11 protein-coding genes are annotated in these 15,685 nt (G+C 73.3%); 6 read left to right on the forward strand and 5 right to left on the reverse strand.

Annotated elements, in window-relative coordinates:
- Nucleotides 1–17 precede the first annotated feature (17 nt).
- The gene (locus ACWDUM_RS25745; protein ID WP_450117018.1) at nucleotides 18–542 is read left to right on the forward strand and encodes a nitroreductase/quinone reductase family protein; all 525 of its coding nucleotides are present in this window, start codon (nucleotides 18–20) and stop codon (nucleotides 540–542) included.
- Here ACWDUM_RS25745 and ACWDUM_RS25750 read toward each other — a convergent pair.
- The 3 genes from ACWDUM_RS25750 to ACWDUM_RS25760 all read right to left on the reverse strand — a co-directional run bounded on the left by ACWDUM_RS25750 (nucleotide 529) and on the right by ACWDUM_RS25760 (nucleotide 5,482).
- On the reverse strand, nucleotides 529–1,095 hold the full coding sequence (locus ACWDUM_RS25750) for an NADPH-dependent FMN reductase (protein ID WP_450136175.1): 567 nt from the start codon (nucleotides 1,093–1,095) through the stop codon (nucleotides 529–531). The genes ACWDUM_RS25745 and ACWDUM_RS25750 overlap by 14 nt on opposite strands.
- A gap of 64 nt (nucleotides 1,096–1,159) precedes the next feature.
- A complete protein-coding gene (locus tag ACWDUM_RS25755; RefSeq protein ID WP_450136176.1) occupies nucleotides 1,160–3,622 on the reverse strand; it encodes a LuxR C-terminal-related transcriptional regulator in 2,463 nt (820 codons plus the stop codon).
- 39 nt (nucleotides 3,623–3,661) lie between these two features.
- Nucleotides 3,662–5,482, reverse strand: a complete 1,821-nt coding sequence (locus ACWDUM_RS25760) for an Hsp70 family protein (RefSeq protein WP_450136177.1) — start codon at nucleotides 5,480–5,482, stop codon at nucleotides 3,662–3,664.
- A gap of 323 nt (nucleotides 5,483–5,805) precedes the next feature.
- On the opposite strand from ACWDUM_RS25760, the gene ACWDUM_RS25765 reads away from it, so the two are divergent.
- The 4 genes from ACWDUM_RS25765 to ACWDUM_RS25780 all read left to right on the forward strand — a co-directional run bounded on the left by ACWDUM_RS25765 (nucleotide 5,806) and on the right by ACWDUM_RS25780 (nucleotide 12,856).
- Complete coding sequence (locus tag ACWDUM_RS25765; RefSeq protein WP_450136178.1) at nucleotides 5,806–8,760, forward strand: IniB N-terminal domain-containing protein; 2,955 nt, start codon at nucleotides 5,806–5,808, stop codon at nucleotides 8,758–8,760.
- 120 nt (nucleotides 8,761–8,880) lie between these two features.
- Complete coding sequence (locus tag ACWDUM_RS25770) at nucleotides 8,881–10,692, forward strand: dynamin family protein (protein ID WP_450136195.1); 1,812 nt, start codon at nucleotides 8,881–8,883, stop codon at nucleotides 10,690–10,692.
- Nucleotides 10,689–12,149 carry a dynamin family protein gene (locus ACWDUM_RS25775; protein WP_450117013.1) on the forward strand — a complete coding sequence of 487 codons (1,461 nt, stop codon included), beginning with the start codon at nucleotides 10,689–10,691 and terminating at the stop codon, nucleotides 12,147–12,149. Before ACWDUM_RS25770 ends, ACWDUM_RS25775 begins: the two co-directional genes overlap by 4 nt.
- A gap of 257 nt (nucleotides 12,150–12,406) precedes the next feature.
- A complete protein-coding gene (locus ACWDUM_RS25780) occupies nucleotides 12,407–12,856 on the forward strand; it encodes an MHYT domain-containing protein (RefSeq protein WP_450136179.1) in 450 nt (149 codons plus the stop codon).
- A 92-nt stretch (nucleotides 12,857–12,948) separates the two neighbouring features.
- Here ACWDUM_RS25780 and ACWDUM_RS25785 read toward each other — a convergent pair whose 3' ends face one another.
- Nucleotides 12,949–13,497 (reverse strand): TetR/AcrR family transcriptional regulator, encoded by a 549-nt coding sequence (locus ACWDUM_RS25785; protein WP_450136180.1) that lies wholly within the window; start codon nucleotides 13,495–13,497, stop codon nucleotides 12,949–12,951.
- A 225-nt stretch (nucleotides 13,498–13,722) separates the two neighbouring features.
- Between ACWDUM_RS25785 and ACWDUM_RS25790 the strand changes: the two genes are divergently transcribed.
- Nucleotides 13,723–14,934 (forward strand): cytochrome P450, encoded by a 1,212-nt coding sequence (locus tag ACWDUM_RS25790; protein ID WP_450136181.1) that lies wholly within the window; start codon nucleotides 13,723–13,725, stop codon nucleotides 14,932–14,934.
- Between the two features lie 3 nt (nucleotides 14,935–14,937).
- On the opposite strand, the gene ACWDUM_RS25795 is transcribed toward ACWDUM_RS25790, so the two are convergent.
- Nucleotides 14,938–15,519, reverse strand: a complete 582-nt coding sequence (locus ACWDUM_RS25795; RefSeq protein WP_450136182.1) for a hypothetical protein — start codon at nucleotides 15,517–15,519, stop codon at nucleotides 14,938–14,940.
- Nucleotides 15,520–15,685 lie beyond the last annotated feature (166 nt).

The following is a 15,685-nucleotide window of genomic DNA, read 5'->3' on the forward strand; positions in this document are numbered from 1 at the left end:
GGTGTTAGCGTCGGATGATGGCGCGCACCTATCGGGACGCGAACCTCTTCCAGCGGGCCGTGCGCGCGTCCGGCGCGACGGCACCGATGTCGTGGCTGTATGCCCGGACGCTCCACCGCATCGACGGCCCGGTGTTCCGAATGACCCACGGGCGAACGACATTGAGCAGCCTGCTCACCGGATTGCCGGTGGTGATGCTGACGGCCACGGGTGCCCGGACCGGCGCCCCGCGCACCGTGCCGCTCCTCGGAGTGCCGGACGGGGACCGGTTGGTGGTGATCGCATCGAACTACGGCCGGCCCGGGAACCCGGCCTGGTACCGCAACCTCCGCAAGCAGCCTGCCGCAACGGTCACGGTCGTGGGCGGGTCGCCGCGGCCGGTGCGCGCCCACCAGGTCGAGGGAGCCGAGCGCGAGCGGCTCTGGGCGCGCGACCTCGAGGTCTATCCGGGCCGGGCCCACTACGCCGAACGGGCCGCAGGCCGCCGGATCCCCGTGATGGTGCTCGAGTTCGTGGGCGACGGTGACCCTACTTCGGGTTGACGCTCACGACCTTGCAGACGAAGTCCTCGAACTTCTTCAGCCAGTCGGTGACGAACGCCGCGGTGGACTGGTCGGTGATCTCCCCGTCCTCGTTGATCAGGCCCTCGGTGAACTGGATGTACGCCTCGGGCTGGGCGAGTTCCGGGGAGTTCACGAACGACAGAACGCTGCGCAGGTGCTGCTGGGCGACGGCGGTGCCGATCTTGCCGGGAGAGGTACCGATCACCGCGGACGGCTTGTGCGCGAACGAGTTCTGGCCCCACGGCCGCGACCCCCAGTCGATCGCGTTCTTGAGCGACCCGGGGATGGACCGGTTGTACTCGGGGGTGACGAAGATCAGCGCGTCGACCGCGGCGATCGACTTCTTGAACGCGACACCCTCCGCCGGGTAGTCGGCATCGTAATCGTGGTTGTAGAGGGGTAGATTCCCGATCTGGATCTCCTGCAGCTCGAGGTTGGTGTCAGTGCTGAGCCGGTGCAGGGCCTTGGCGAGCCTGCGGTTGATCGACACCCTGGACAGACTGCCGATGAACACGCCAACCTGGTACGACATCGGGGCCGCCTTTCGCCGATCACGTCGGGAACTTCGGATACCACCTTCAGTACGGTGTCCGAGCCTACGCGCCGTGCCCCATCGCCCGCAGCATGGAGAGCATCTCCGCCCGCGACTGCGCACCGAGACGGCGCCGGATCCGGGCCACGTGGTGCTCGACGGTCTTCGCGGAGATGAACAGCCGTGCCCCGATGTCCCGGTAGGTCAACCCCGTCACCAGCAGGCGCGCGACGTCGGATTCGCGCTCGGTGAGCGTGGCACCCATCTCCCGCGTGGCCGCCGGGGCGCCCACCGGTGCGGGAACGGGTCGCAGTGACCGCGCCACCTGAAGCAGCGCCGTCGCGGTCGCGGTGTCCGTCACCCGCAACGCGGCCTCGCTGGCGAGTCGCGCGCCGTCCCACGGCAGCCCGATCGTCCCGAGTGCCACGGCAGCCTTCTCCACCTCCTCGGCGTCGGTCTCGCCCTGCAGCACCCGGAGCCAGGCGCGGCCCGCGCGAGCGAGTCCCGCGGCATGGGAACTGGTTTCGGCGGCGACACCGAGTGCGTGCGCGTGCGGCACGAGGTCGGCAGGAGACTCGGTGAGGATCGCGGCCTGCACGCCGTACCAGTGCAGCGGGGCGCCCCACAGGGTCGGCTCGCCGAGTCGGGTCAGCAGGTCCCGCGCCTGATCCACCAGGTGCGCCACCCGGTCGGTCTCCGCGAGTCGTGCTGCCCCGAGCCACAGTTCGCCCAGCGGAAGCAGGCTCAGCAGGTCCACCGAGTGCTCCGCGACCACGGTCTGGGCGCCGTCCCAGGACTGGCGAAGCGACCCGATGTCGCCGGTCCGGCGGGCAATGCCGACCCGCAGCGCGGCTGCGAACAGCGCGTCGCGGGGGCGCAACCCGGTCGCGTCGAGGGCGTCGACGGTACGGGCGGCCGCATCCAGGTCGCTCCGCAGCATCGACACCCAGGCCGTCAGCAGCAGGTGGCGGTCGCGGACGAGGTCTCCGTCGACGTCGGTCTCCACCGCGCGTGCCAGCACGGACCGGGCGCGGCCCAGTTCGCCGCAGTGCAGCGCCGCGAGCGCGGTCAGCGCCACGCCGCTGTCGGGCAGGAGGCGGGCGCGGGACACGTTGGCGGACAGGGACACCCCGCGGGTGAGGGAGTTCAGCGCGATCGGAGCGGAACCGTCGAGCGACTGTCGCAGCCCCTGCGCGAGCAGGGCCTCCGCGGCCGTCGACGACGTCGGAGGGGCGTCCGTGACCCCGCGTGCGGCGGCGGCCGCCGATTCGGGGCGTCCGGCCGCGAGCAGCACGATCTCGGCGATCGGCCGGTCGGTGCCCATCCGGTCCGGGCCCAACCACTCGTACAGGTCGGCGCTGCGCACCAGCATGCCCTGGTGCGCGGCGACGCCGGCCGCGACGCGGACGGCGGCGGCGAGGTCCGCGGGCGGGGTGACCGCTGCCCGCTCGAGCAGGGTGTCCGCGAGGCGGGCGGCGGTGTCGAGGTCGCCCGCCAGGGCTGCGGCCTCGGCCCGGCGCAGTGCCAGCGCATCCGCGTCCGCGCCCGCCCACACCGCCTCCTCGTAGAGGGCGGTGGCCAACCGTGGCCGGGCGAGGTCGCCCTGGGCGCACAGGAATTCGGCCAGCACGGGGTCGCTGACGCCGGCAGCCGCGAAGGCGCGGGCCGCCGCCACGTCCAGGGTGCCGAGGTCGCACTTGGCGTGCAACGCCGCCACGTGCAGCGCGGTCACCCGCTGCGGTCCCAGTGCCGTCCGCAGTGGCTCGCACGCCGAGGCCAGCAGCGTGTCGGCCTGCTGCAGCAGGCCGCAGCCGCGGGCCCGGTCCACCAGGTCCCGCCCTGCGTCCGCGCTCAGGGTGAGCGTTCGGGACAACTCGGAGGCGTCCAGTCCGGCGCCGACGGTTGCAACGGTCAACGCGCACAGCAGGTCCGGGTCGAGCCCGGCGAGCACCTCGGCGTGGCAGGTGGCGACCGCGGACGCAATCGTCCGGTCCGCCCCGGTCGGGGCCGGCGCGCCGCACAGGGCCGTCAGGGTCGCGTCCACGTAGCGCGGCAGCCCCCCGGTCAGGCGATGGATCAGACCCACGAGCTGGTTCGGAAGAGACGCTCCGAGAACGGTGTCCGCGAGTGCCGCGATCTCCCGGGTGGTCAGGACTCCCAACGGCACGGTGCCGTCGAGTGCCGCAGTAAGGGTGCGCAGCGCGGGATTGGCGGTACGGGGCTCGGCGGCGACCACGACGGTCACGTCCGGGCGGGCGGCCAGCGCGGTCAGTGCATCCAGCGCTGCGGTGGGCAACAGGTGCGCGTCGTCGACGACCACCGCGCTGCCCGGATCCGGATCGACGGTCGTGGTCGTGAGGACCGGCCCCGGAACCCTTTCGCGCACCAGGGCAAGCAGGGCCGATTTCCCGGTGCCCGACACCCCGCGCACCAGCAGGTGCGGGTGTCCGGTTCGGATGCCGTCGAGCAGGGCCCGGACGGCGGGTGTCGCGACAGCGGGCGCGGGACGCGTCAACTGGGCCGGCATTCTCGTCTCCCTCACGTCTTCTCTCGTACTCGCCGTGTCCTAGTTGCCCAGCAGTCCGCCGACGACGCCGCCGACGGCGTTGCCGACACCCCCGACCACGCCCCCGACACCGTTCACGACGCCCCCGACCCCCTGGCCGACTCCGCCCACCACTTCTCCGACGCCCGCGCCGACGCCGCTGGCGGCTTCGCCCACGCCCTGGCCGACACCGGTCGCGACCTCACCGCCGCCACCCCCCGGGGCGGGTGCGGGAGCCGGAGCAGGTGCGGGCGCGGGGCTCTGCGCCTCGGGAGCCGCGGGGGCCGGTGCGGGCGACGCGCCCGCCGCGGACTGCTCACCGGGGAGGGGCGCGGGGGCCGGGGCCGGTGCGCCGGGTGTGCCGGCGACGGTCACCGCCTGCGCCGCGCGGGGGGCGGCGGTGGAGCCGTTCGCGGTCGCGGCGGTCGGGTCCGCCGCGACCGATCCGGGGGTGGCCCCGGAGGTGGTGCTGTTCGAAACCGATTCCGGAACACCGGTTCCGGCGGAGGTCCGTGGGGCGGTGACGCCGCTGGTGGGTTGCGAATCGGCGGTCGAGGAGAATGTGCCGGTGCCCAGCGACAAGCCGCCTGCGGTGAGGGCGACGATCGCTGCGGCGGCCGCGGAGACCAGTCCCGCCTTCTTCGCGGTGCTCAGCCCCCCGGCGCGGCGGGAGGCGGCGACGGGGACGGGCGTCGGTGCGGTCGGGGCGGCGACCTCGTCGCCCAGCGCCGCGCCGAGCACAGCGAACGCGGCCGTGTCGCGGGCCGCCGGCGTCGCGGCGGCCCGATCCGATGCCAGCATCGCCGCCCCGGCCGCGGAGGTCGACACCGGGTCCGTATCCGCAACCACGGGCAATCGCAGTGCCGCCGAGAGCAACTCGGTGACCAGGGGGATGGCAGAGCTGCCGCCGACGAGCAGGACCAACCCGATGTCGGACAGTTCGAGGCCGGCGCCGCGTACCGCCTCGTGCACCAGGTTCACCGAATCGGCGAGCGGTTCGCGGATCAGGTCCTCGAGCTCCTCGCGGACCAACCGGACGTCGCTGTGCATCCCGGGCAGGTCGACGTTGATGACGGTGGCGGTGTCCGACGACAGCGCCTCCTTCGCGGTCCGGCACCGGGCCCGCAGCTCGGTCAGCGCGGCCACCGACGCGGGGTCGAACGGGTCCAGACCGTCCGTGCCGCCCGCCATCCCATCGAGGACGTAACGCATTGTGGCGTGGTCGAACTCGGCTCCCGAATAGTCCTCGGACCGCAGCGGGGTGCCCAGGATCTCGGGGTGCTCGCCCGGCCCGAGCACCGTCACGTCGAGTGAGCCCGCCCCGAGGTCGTAGACCACGACCGGCGCGTCGGCCGATCCCGGGCGGGTGCGCTGCAGCCAGGCCAGCGCCGCCACAGGCTCGGGGACGAGGGTGACGTCCGGCAGGCCGGCGCGGTCCAGAGCGGCGGCGAGGACGTCGGCCTGGTAGCCGGACCACGCGGCCGGGTGCGCGGCGACGACGGTATCCGCGGCCGGGAGCGAATCGGCGAGGCAGCGCATGGTGGCGGCGACCAGGTCCTCGCCGGTGTGCGCGGTGCCGTCGTCGGAGATCAACGCCACCGGGTCACCGACGCGGTTCGCGTACCCCGTGACAACGGCCCCGTGCGGGTGGCCCGAAGCAGGCAGCAGGGTCGCACCGTCGTCGGCGAGCACCAGTGCGGTCGGCGCGACGACGGCGGTGCCGTCCGAGTGCACGACGGCGGTGCCGTCCGGGTGCGCGGCGGTGCCGTCCGAGTGTGCGGTGATGTCGGTGACGGCCACCGCATGCATCGAACCGACGGTCAGTCCGAGTCCTGTCGCCATGGTCTTCTCCCGTGTCGTTGGGGCGGTCGTCCGTGCGCCCCGAGGGGGCCGATTCCGGGGTCCCAGGGGGCGGCCACACGGGGTCGCCGATGTTTGCTCTGTCGTAAGAAAAGCCGGTTCCGTTACCGATTGCACGCCCATATCCGCAGTTGAGGGACCTTTCCCCTATACCGTCGAGATCCCCTATGTCCCCCGCCCCCAGGCGGCCCGCGCAAAGGGGGGAGTTGACCCCGTTGGGCAGGCGCAGGCCGCTGCCTAGCGTCGGAAGGGTCACTTTCCATGTGGATCGCGCTGTCGCTCCACCGACACGTCAGGAGTCCGACATGGCCACGAATGCGCTGCTCGATTTCATCCTCAGCCTGCTGCGCGACGACGAGGCGCGGGCCGCGTACTGCGCGAACCCCGACGCGGTGCTCGCGGCCGCCGGCCTCGGCGACGTCTGCCACGCCGACATCGCCGCGGTGGCGCCACTGGTGGCCGAGTCCGGCCTGTTCGCCGGCGCCGGCACCGAGTTGACGAGCATCCTCGCTGCCGGCGGTGACGCGGGCGGCGCGCTCGGCGGGGCCCTCGCCGGTGGATTGGGCGGCGGCCTGGGCGCCGGCCTCGGCGGCGGCCTCGGGCTGGGTGCCGGCGCGGGGCTCGGCCTCGGTGCGGCGGTCGGCGGCGACCTCGGTGGCGGTCTCGACCTCGGTGCCGATCTCGGTGCCGCGCTCAGCGCGGCGCTCGGCGCGGCCCTGCAGATCGGCGGCCAGATCGGGGCCGAACTCGGTGCCGCGCTCGGTGCGGCCCTGAACGTGTCCGGCGGGCTCGGTGGCGGTCTGGACGTGGGCGGCGCCCTCGACCTCGGAACCTCCGTCGCTGCCGCCCTCGGCGGCGCCCTCGGTGTCGGTGGCGACCTGACGGCCGACCTCGGCGCGGCCCTCGGTGGCGCGCTCGGTGCGGTCACCGACATCGACCTCGGTCTCGGTGGTGGTCTGGACCTGAGTTCGGTGCTCGGAGCCGCGTTCGGCGTGGGCGGCGACCTGGGCGCGAACCTCGGTGCCACGCTCGGTGGCGTCCTCGGCGGGGCCGTCGGCGTCGGCGGCGGGATCGGCGCCGAGTTGGCGTCCGCACTGACCGGTGGACTCGACCTCGGAGCCGGACTGGGGGCGGCTCTCGGGGGTGCGCTCGGCGTCGGCGGCGAGCTGTCCACGGTCCTCGGTGGTGCGCTCGACACCGCCCTCGGCCTGGGCGGCGGACTCGGTGCCGAACTGTCGGGCCTGCTCGGCGGCGGTGTCGGTGAGGTCCTCGACGTCGCGGGTGGCCTCGGTGGCGCGCTCGGCGGCGACCTGACCGCCGCACTGAGCACCGCCCTCGGTGGCGCGCTCGGTGCCGGCGGCGAGATCGGCGCGGACCTCGGCGGTGCGCTCGGCGGCGTGCTCGGCGCGCTGGTGAACGCGGGCGGTGGCCTCGATCTCGACAGCACCCTCGGGCTGGGCGGCGACCTGGCCGGTGCGCTCGGCGGTGCCCTCGGAATCGGTGGCGGCGTGACCGCGGAGCTGGGGACGGCACTCGACGCGGCGCTGGGCGCGGGCGGACTGCTGGACCTGGCCGGCGGCCTCGGTGGTGGGCTGGGCGCGACCCTGAGCACGGCGCTGAGCGGCGCGCTCGGTGCCGGTGGCGGGATCGGCGCGGACCTCGGTGGCGCGCTCGGCGGCGTCCTGGGTGGGGCGCTCGGTGCCGGCGGCGGACTCGGCGGCGCGCTGGACGCCGCGCTCGGGGGCGGCCTCGATCTGGGTGGCGCGCTGAGCACCGCTCTCGGCGGTGCGCTCGATCTCGACAGCACCCTCGTCGGCGACCTCGGTGGGGCCCTCGGCGGTGCGCTCGGCGCAGGCGGGCTGACCGAGCTCGACCTGTCGGGTCTGCTCGGCGGCGGCCTGGACGCCGGTGTGGGTGTCGACCTGAGCAGTGTTCTCGGCGCCGCGCTCGGCGCGGACGGCGCGCTCGGCGGCCAGCTCGGTGCGGCCCTCGGGACCGCACTGGACGGCGCACTCGGCGGCGAGGCGGGCCTCGGTGGCCTGCTCGGGGTCGAGGGCGGACTCGGCGGCGCCGTCAGCTCCGCGCTCGGTGGTGCGCTCGGCGTCGACAGCGCGCTGACCGGCGACCTGGGGGCGGCACTGAACGGTGCCCTCGACGTCGTCGACCTGGAAGCGGCCGCCGGTGGCGGTCTGGTCGGCGTGCTCGAGAGCGCGTTCGGCGTCGGTGGCGAGGCCGGATCCGATCTCGGCGCCGCGCTCGGAGGGGTGCTCGGTGCCGGCCTCGGTGGTGACCTCGCCACCGACCTTGATCTCGCAGGTGGTGCCGGGGTGAACCTCGGCGCCGCGCTGGGCGGCGCCCTCGGCGCGGGCGGGGAGGCCGGGGCCGGTCTCGGTGCCGCGCTCGAATCCGTGCTGGGCCTCGGTGGCGGCCTCACGACCGGACTGGACGGGCTGCTCGGTGCGACCGGGACCGTCGGCGGCGTCGTCGACGCGGGTACCGGTCTCGCCGGATCCCTCGGCACGGCGCTGGGAGGCGCGGTCGAGGCGGGCGGCACCGCAGGCGCCGACCTGAACACCGCGCTCACCGGCGCCGCGAACGGCGGAATCGACACCCTCGCCGGGCTCGGTGGGGGGCTCACCGCCGGCCTCGGCGGCGGCCTCGGGGGACTGATCGACGCGGGCACCGGGCTCGGCGCCGACCTCTCCGGGACGCTGCACACCGCGGCCGACGCGGGTGCGGGGCTCGGTGGCGCGGTGTCCGGTCTCGCCGGCGCGGGTGCGGGGCTCGACGGTGCGGTCTCCGGTCTCGCCGGCGCGGGTGCGGGGCTCGGTGGCGCGGTGTCCGGGCTCGCCGACGCGGGCGCGGGTCTCACCTCCGGACTCGACGTGGCGGCGGGCCTCGGTGGCGGGTTCGCCGGCGACGTGACGGGCGGTGCGTCCGGTGCGGGCGCGGTGTCCGGTTCGGGCGGTGTCGACGCCGGCGGATCGGGAACCGCTGCTGCATCCGGTGTTTCGACGGCCGGCGCGAGCGCCGATTCCGGGCTCGTCGGCGACCTCACCTCGGGCCTGCACGGTGCGGCCGCGGGGGCGTCCAACGCGTGGACGTCGCTCGACGCCTCGCACGCCTTCGGGGCCGAGACCTCCGCCACCGACAGCGGCCTGTTCTCGAACACCGGCGACAGCCTGTTCGGGGAGGACCACACCGTCGTCGACCCGCACGTCGACGAGGGCACCTCGCTGGTGGACCCGCTGCACCACTGAGTGCCCCCGCACCCGTCCCTGTAACGGAATCGGCCCCGCACACGGTAGACAGTTGTGCGGGGCCGGTCTTCGCGGAGAGAAGTGTGAGTCGGGTTCATGGACAACGCATCCGGTACGACGATGCCGCCCACCGAGGCCCCCGCTGCTGCGGGGCAGCTCGTCGGCCTGCTGGACGAGGTCGGGGCGATAGCCCGCGCCGCAGGCCGCGCAGACCTGGGCACCCGTCTCGCCGGTGCCCGCAGCCGCCTCGTCGACCCCCGGATGCGCGTCGTCGTGGTCGGACAGCTCAAGCAGGGCAAGAGTCAGCTCGTGAACGCGCTGCTCAACCTGAACATCTGCTCGGTCGGCGACGACGAGACGACCGCCGTCGCGACGGTGGTGCAGAACGCGCAGTCCCCGTCCGCCGAACTGGTACTCGCCGAACCCGGACTCGACCCGGTGCGCGTGCCGGTCCCGATCGACGAGCTCGCCGCGCTGACACCGACGACCCCCCTCGCCGGTGGCCGGGAGGTGCTGCGGGTCGAGGTGAAAGTGCCCAGTCCACTTCTCGCCGACGGCCTCGTCCTGGTCGACACGCCGGGCGTCGGCGGACACGGAAATCCGCACGCGGCAAGCACACTCGGCCTGCTCACCGCGGCCGACGCGGTGCTGGTGCTCTCCGACGCCAGCCAGGAGTTCACCGAACCCGAACTGGCGTTCCTCCGGCAGGTCCGTGCACTGTGCCCGGCGGTCGCGTGTCTGGTCAGCAAGACCGACCTGTACCCGCACTGGCGGGAGATCGTCGACGCCGACCGCGGGCACCTGGACCGGGCTGGGTTGGAGGTGCCGCTGATCCCGGTCTCGTCCCTGCTGCGCACGCACGCGCTGCGGCTGCAGGACGCGGACCTGAATGCCGAGTCCGGGTTTGCCGCACTGTACGACTTCCTGCGTGAGCAGGTGCGCACTCGCACGGAGGCCGCCACCCGCCGGTCCGTCGCTCTCGACGTCCGGTCCGCGGCCGAGCATCTCACCCTCACCCTCGGCAGCGAGCTTGCGGCCCTGCGGGATCCGGCCAAGGGCGCCGCGGCCGTCGCGGAACTGCAGAAGGCGAAGGCGGTGGCCGAGGAGCTGCAGAAGAAGTCCTCGCTGTGGCAGCAGACGCTCGCCGACGGCATCGCGGACCTCGCGGCCGACATCGACCACGACCTGCGCGACCGGTTGCGGCGCGTCACGAGGGAGGCCGAGGAGACCGTCGACGACGGCGACCCCGGCAAGGACTGGCCGCAGTTGGGGGAGTGGCTGCAGCAGCAGGTCGCCACCTCGATCGGCGACAACTTCGTGTGGGCGCACGACCGTTCCGTGTGGCTGGCGGAGGTGGTCGCCGGGCACTTCGCCGACTCCGGCGCCGTCGCGCTGCCGCACCTCGACGTCGCCGACCTCGACGGTGTGCTCGAACCCGTTGCCGCACTGTCGGATCTGGAGTCCGGTCGGATCGGCATCACCCAGAAGGTGCTGGTCGGGATGCGCGGCTCGTACGGCGGTGTGCTGATGTTCGGCCTGATCACCACCATGATGGGCATGGCGTTGGTGAACCCGATCTCGGTCGGCGCCGGTCTGCTGCTCGGCACCAAGGCGTACCGGGAGGACCGCCAGGGCCGAGTCCTCAAGCGCCGCAGCGAGGCCAAGATGGCCATCCGCCGGTTCGTCGACGACGTCAGTTTCCAGGTGAGCAAGGAGTCGAAGGACCGCCTGCGGCTGATCCAACGGGCGCTGCGCGACCACTTCTCCGCGATCGCGGAACAGACGCTGCGCTCGCTCGGCGAGTCGCTGCGCGGGGCTCAGGAGGCCGCGAACCTGGCCAGTGCGCAGCGCACCCGCCGGATCGCCGAGATCGAGGAACAGATGCGCGTCCTCGCCCACGTCCGAGCGGCAGTCGCGGAGGTCGGTGCGTGAGCGCCACTGCGCTGGCCACTGCCCGCGACCTGATCGGCGCCGCCCGAGGGGTCTCGGGCACGGGTGCGCGCGCCCAACTCGACGACTGCGCCCGCCGACTGGAGGAGCCGCTGCGGGTCGCGCTGGCCGGCTCGCTGAAGGCCGGGAAGTCGACTCTGCTCAATTCGATTGTCGGACAGGACATCGCTCCCACCGACGCCACCGAGTGCACCCGGGTGGTGACGTGGTACCGCAGCGGCGCCACGCCCACCGTCACCGCCCGGTACGGCCACGACCACACCGTCAACGTGCCGGTGCAACGACGCGACGGCAGCCTCACCTTCGACCTCGGCGAGTTGACCGCGTCCGAGGTGGATCGGCTCGAGGTGGAATGGCCGGCGCGGGCGCTGCAGCACACCACCATCATCGACACCCCCGGCACCTCGTCGCTGTCGAAGGACGTTTCCGCCCGCACCCTGCGGATGCTGACCCCGGAGGGCGGGGCGTCCGGGGCGGACGCGGTGGTGTACCTGCTGCGCAACCTCGGTGCGTCCGACGTGCAGTTCCTCGGGCAGATCGGGGCGCACGTCGGCGGCGAGTCCGGCCCGCTCGGCGTCGTCGGCGTGGTGTCCCGGGCCGACGAGGTCGGCGCGGGCCGGATCGACGCGATGACGTCCGCGAAGGACGTCGCGGCCCGGTTCGCCGGTGAACTCGAACGCACCGGACTGTGCCAGGCCGTCGTCCCCGTCGCCGGACTGCTCGCGCTCGGTGCCCGCACCCTGAGGCAGAGCGAGTACGAGGCATTCCGTGCGCTCGCCTCCGTTCCGGCCGACGACCTCCAGGTCGCGATGCTGTCCGCGGACCGGTTCGCCCGCCCCGACAGCCCGCTTCCCGTCTCCGCCGAACTCCGCACCCAGCTCGCACATCGATTCGGGCTGTTCGGTATTCGGCTGGCGGTCGCGCTGATCAAGCTCGGCACCGCGGACTCGCCGTCACTCGCCGCCGAACTCGTCGAACGCAGCGGACTGAACGAACTGCGCCAGGTCATCGACGTCCAGTTCGGGCAGCGCGCCGACCAGTTGAAGGCGCACTCGGCGCTGCTCGCGGTCGAGCGGGTGCTCGCCGTCGAACCGGGCGTCGACGCGGGGCGGGTCCTGGACGCGGTCAAGCGCACCCTGTCGGATGCGCACGGGTTCCAGGAGATTCGCCTCCTCGGCCGGCTCCGGTCCACGCCGTTGACCCTGTCGGAGGACGACGCCGTGCACCTGCAACGGTTGATCGGCGGGTACGGCATCGCGGCCTCCGCGCGGCTCGGGCTCGAACCCGATGCCGCAGTCGCCCGACAACGCGACCTCGCGCTCGGCGCCGTCCGCTACTGGCGCACCCGGGCGGAGCACCCCCTCGTCGACCGGTTCACCGCACGTGCCTGCGCGGTCGCCGCACGCAGCGCCGAAGGGGTCCTCGCCGACCTGCGGTGACCGCGTCCTGTCCGAGGGCGCCGGACGGGTGTCGAGCAGCCGCCGCCGTGGGCGAACGTGGCACACCCTTTACCTCCCGATGGGTGTTACTCTGCAGCCGAATTCAGTTGCCACTCAGGTAAACAAGCGTTTCGCATGCCAATTCAGGGTTCGCTGTCGAGTGGCTGATCTTCGTGAACTCTGGCCTTTCGGTCGGAGCAACCTCCTTAGGGTTGGTGGTGGTCGGGTCCGCCGCGGGAGGCTGTGGCGGTCGGGGCGTGCGACTGGTGCTCGCAGGTGTCGTGATGGGCGCGGCGGTCAGCGCGATGCACTACACCGGGATGTGGGCGATCCGTATCCAGGGTTCGATCGACCACGATTCGGGCCTGGTGGTCGCGTCGATCGTGATAGGTGTGGTCGCCGCGACCGCGGCGTTGTGGTTCTCGCAGGTGGCGAATCGATGGTTCCTGCAGGTGCCTGCGGCGCTGGTGATGGGTCTGGCGGTGGTGTCGCTGCACTACACCGGGATGGCCGGTGTGCGGGTGCACGTGGATCCGAGCGCGCCCGAACCGACCGGAATGTCGGTGACGACGTTGCTGTTTCCCGCTTTCGGCGTCGGCATGGTGGTCCTCGCGGCGGTGACCGTTGCGCTGATGGTTGCCAGTACGCAGGAGGAGCGCGACCTCGAGACGCAGATCGCCGAGTGGGAGACGCCCGCGCGGACGTAGACGGTCCGCGGCGACTGCACCGGCAGTCGTCGTCGCGCCGTTCGACGTCGTTTCGTCGCCCGGCGAGGAACACGGCCTTTCCGGTCAGGACCTCACGCGAATGCCGGTGCCACGAAACGCCGCACCAGCCGGCGTTCGGCGTCCGGATCGGGCACCGGCCAGGACAGCAGCATCAGCACCACCCGCACCGTCCACTGCACACCCTCGTCGGACGGTGAGAGTCCGCTGAGGGTCGCGGACAGGGACCCCAGTTGTGGTGAACCGGCGAGGTGGTCGTCGACATCGCGGGTGCGCGATCCGCTGAACCAGCCGTGCAGGGCCGCGTCGCCGCGGACCGCCCGCACCGACGTGAGGATCGCTTCCACCACCCGGTCCGCCCCGTCCAGTCCGGCAACCGCCGCGGACACCTGACGCGCGACATCGGTCGCCGCGCGGGCGAGGACCCCGTCGAGAATCGCCTGCCTGCCACCGACGTGCCGGTACAGCGTCGCGCGGGAGCAGCCGACCCGGTCCGCGACGGCGTCGACCGTGACCGCGTCGAATCCACGCTCGGCGAGCACCGCAGCCGCGGCGACGAGAATGCGCTCGGTGGCGGCGGTCCGCCGGGTCGATCCGGTGAGCCAGTCGGTGCGATCCGCCATCGAAATCTCCTGAAACCCGGGTGCCGAAACCGTCTCAGTGTGAGACGCCAGGCACCGATTCGTCCAGCCCGGTTCGCGCCCGGCCTGCGCGGACGCCGGCCGCGCTGAGACGCAGTGCGGCCCCTGCTGTCCCGCGGATTCTCACTTTCCGTCGAGGTATTGACGGTGCCGATCCGTGGCTGCCACGGTGGCCCGGAACCGCAGGACAACGGGAGGGCCGCAGACGTGACCGACGCACCGACGATCGACGTGTTCGCCCCGGACGCGCTCGACGACCCGTACCCGCTGTACGCGCGGCTGCGACGGGAGGCGCCGGTGTTCCGGATCCCCGGTACCCGCTTCCACCTGGTGTCCACCGCGGAGTTGGTCGCCGACGCCACCACTCGCACTGACGACTTCTCGTCGAACCTGACCGGCGCCCTCGCGCACGGGCCGATCGGGCCGGCGCCCTTCGACATGAGCGGGGACGGCCGCGCGGTTCACGTCCTCGCCACCGCCGACGACCCCGCCCACGCCGCGCATCGCAAACTCGTGCTGCCGACACTGGTGGCCAAGCGGATCCGCGCGCTGGAACCGGAGATGCGCGCTCTCGCGAACCGGTTGTGGAACGAGGGACTCCACGGCCGCCGCATCGACTGGGCCGCCGCGGTCGCCGACCGGTTGCCCATGACCATGGTCGCGCGGCTGATCGGTCTGCCCGAGGACGACGTGCCGCAGCTGCTGACCTGGTCCTACGACAGCACGGAGATGCTCAGCGGTGTGATCGGCGAGGCCGAACTGCCCCGGCTGACGGCCGCGGCGGCGCGGCTGACCGGCCACCTGTACACGACTTTCGAACGGGCGCAGCATGATCCGCACGGCAACCGGGATTGTCTGCTCGGCGACCTGGCCGGGGCGTGTGCGGCCGGCGCCCTGACCGTTGACGTGGCGGTCCTGATCCTGGTGCAACTGGTCGGCGCCGGAGGCGAGTCCACCGCCGGGCTGATCGGATCGTCGGCCCGCCTGCTCGCCGACCGTCCGCACCTGCAGGCGCGGCTTCGTGCGGACCCGGACCTGATCGCCCCGTTCCTCGACGAGGTGCTCCGGTTCGAGTCACCGTTCCGCGGGCACCACCGGCACGTCACCCGTGACACCACGCTCGGCGGCGTCCGGCTCGCCGCTGACGACCACCTGCTGCTGCTGTGGGGATCGGCCAACCGCGACCCCGCGGTGTTCGAGGATCCGGACGACATGCGGCTGCACCGGCCGAACCTCAAGGCGCATCTGGCATTCGGTAAGGGCGCCCACTTCTGCGTCGGGGCGGCGCTGGCCCGCGCGGAGGCACAGATCGCGCTCCGGATGCTGCTCGACCGCAGCGATCGCATCGAGCTGGTAGACGCGGCCTGGGCGCCGAGCCTGCTGGTGCGCAGGCACACCGAACTGCACCTGTCGGTGTGACCGTCAGCGCCGCCCGCGCAGCCAGTCCGTGACGGCGGGGGTGAAGAGCAATGCCACGCCGGCGATCACCAGCAGCACGTAGACCGTCGGCGCCCATTGCAGCACACCGCCCGTCGCGTCCGTCGCGTCGGCGAGCAGCGACCAGAACACGAACGCCGCCGCGACCGACGCCGCGCCGACGACCGCCAGCACGATCCGGCCGGCGGCCCGCCGTGCGCGCAACACCTGCAGCCCGATCAGGGCCGCCACGAACAGCACCGCGCCTGCCGCCGCGCAGCCGAGCAGCGTCAGCGAGACCGCGTCCGCGATGTCCGCGCTGGAGGTGTCCGGGCTCTCCCCGGCGAGCGACGACTCGAGGGCGTCGCGGACGTCGGCGAGGTCGAGGGCGGTGGCGGCGGCGATCCCGATCAGCACCGCGAGCGAGGCGATCCAGCAGCCGACCGCCGCCCGCAACGGTCGCGGTGTCGCGTCGCCGGTGGAGGGGCGGCGGGGTTCGACGTGGAACTCCGGTCGCGGGGGAGGCGGGCGGTGCGAGACCCCGGGGTGGCCGGTCGCGCCCGGGTCCTGCTCGCCTGTGTTGTCCATTCCGGGATCGTAGGCGTCCGCCCTGCGGGTCCCGGAGGATCCACGCCGGGGCGCCCGCCGATCCGGCCACGCGCCGCGCTCCCGCCTACCTCCCCCGGAGTGGTGGGGATCACATCGCGATGAAGCGCCCTGTCCGGGAACAAACCTGCGGGGGTGCCCGTTGACC

Source organism: Rhodococcus sp. NPDC003322 (assembly GCF_053589555.1).

What these genes read in the sequence shown, in the direction of transcription:
- ACWDUM_RS25745 (WP_450117018.1), top strand. Translation starts at nt 18, where the DNA reads ATGGCGCGCACCTATCGGGACGCGAACCTCTTCCAGCGGGCCGTGCGC.
- ACWDUM_RS25750 (WP_450136175.1), bottom strand. Translation starts at nt 1,095, where the DNA reads ATGTCGTACCAGGTTGGCGTGTTCATCGGCAGTCTGTCCAGGGTGTCG.
- ACWDUM_RS25755 (WP_450136176.1), bottom strand. Translation starts at nt 3,622, where the DNA reads ATGCCGGCCCAGTTGACGCGTCCCGCGCCCGCTGTCGCGACACCCGCC.
- ACWDUM_RS25760 (WP_450136177.1), bottom strand. Translation starts at nt 5,482, where the DNA reads ATGGCGACAGGACTCGGACTGACCGTCGGTTCGATGCATGCGGTGGCC.
- ACWDUM_RS25765 (WP_450136178.1), top strand. Translation starts at nt 5,806, where the DNA reads ATGGCCACGAATGCGCTGCTCGATTTCATCCTCAGCCTGCTGCGCGAC.
- ACWDUM_RS25770 (WP_450136195.1), top strand. Translation starts at nt 8,881, where the DNA reads ATGCCGCCCACCGAGGCCCCCGCTGCTGCGGGGCAGCTCGTCGGCCTG.
- ACWDUM_RS25785 (WP_450136180.1), bottom strand. Translation starts at nt 13,497, where the DNA reads ATGGCGGATCGCACCGACTGGCTCACCGGATCGACCCGGCGGACCGCC.
- ACWDUM_RS25795 (WP_450136182.1), bottom strand. Translation starts at nt 15,519, where the DNA reads ATGGACAACACAGGCGAGCAGGACCCGGGCGCGACCGGCCACCCCGGG.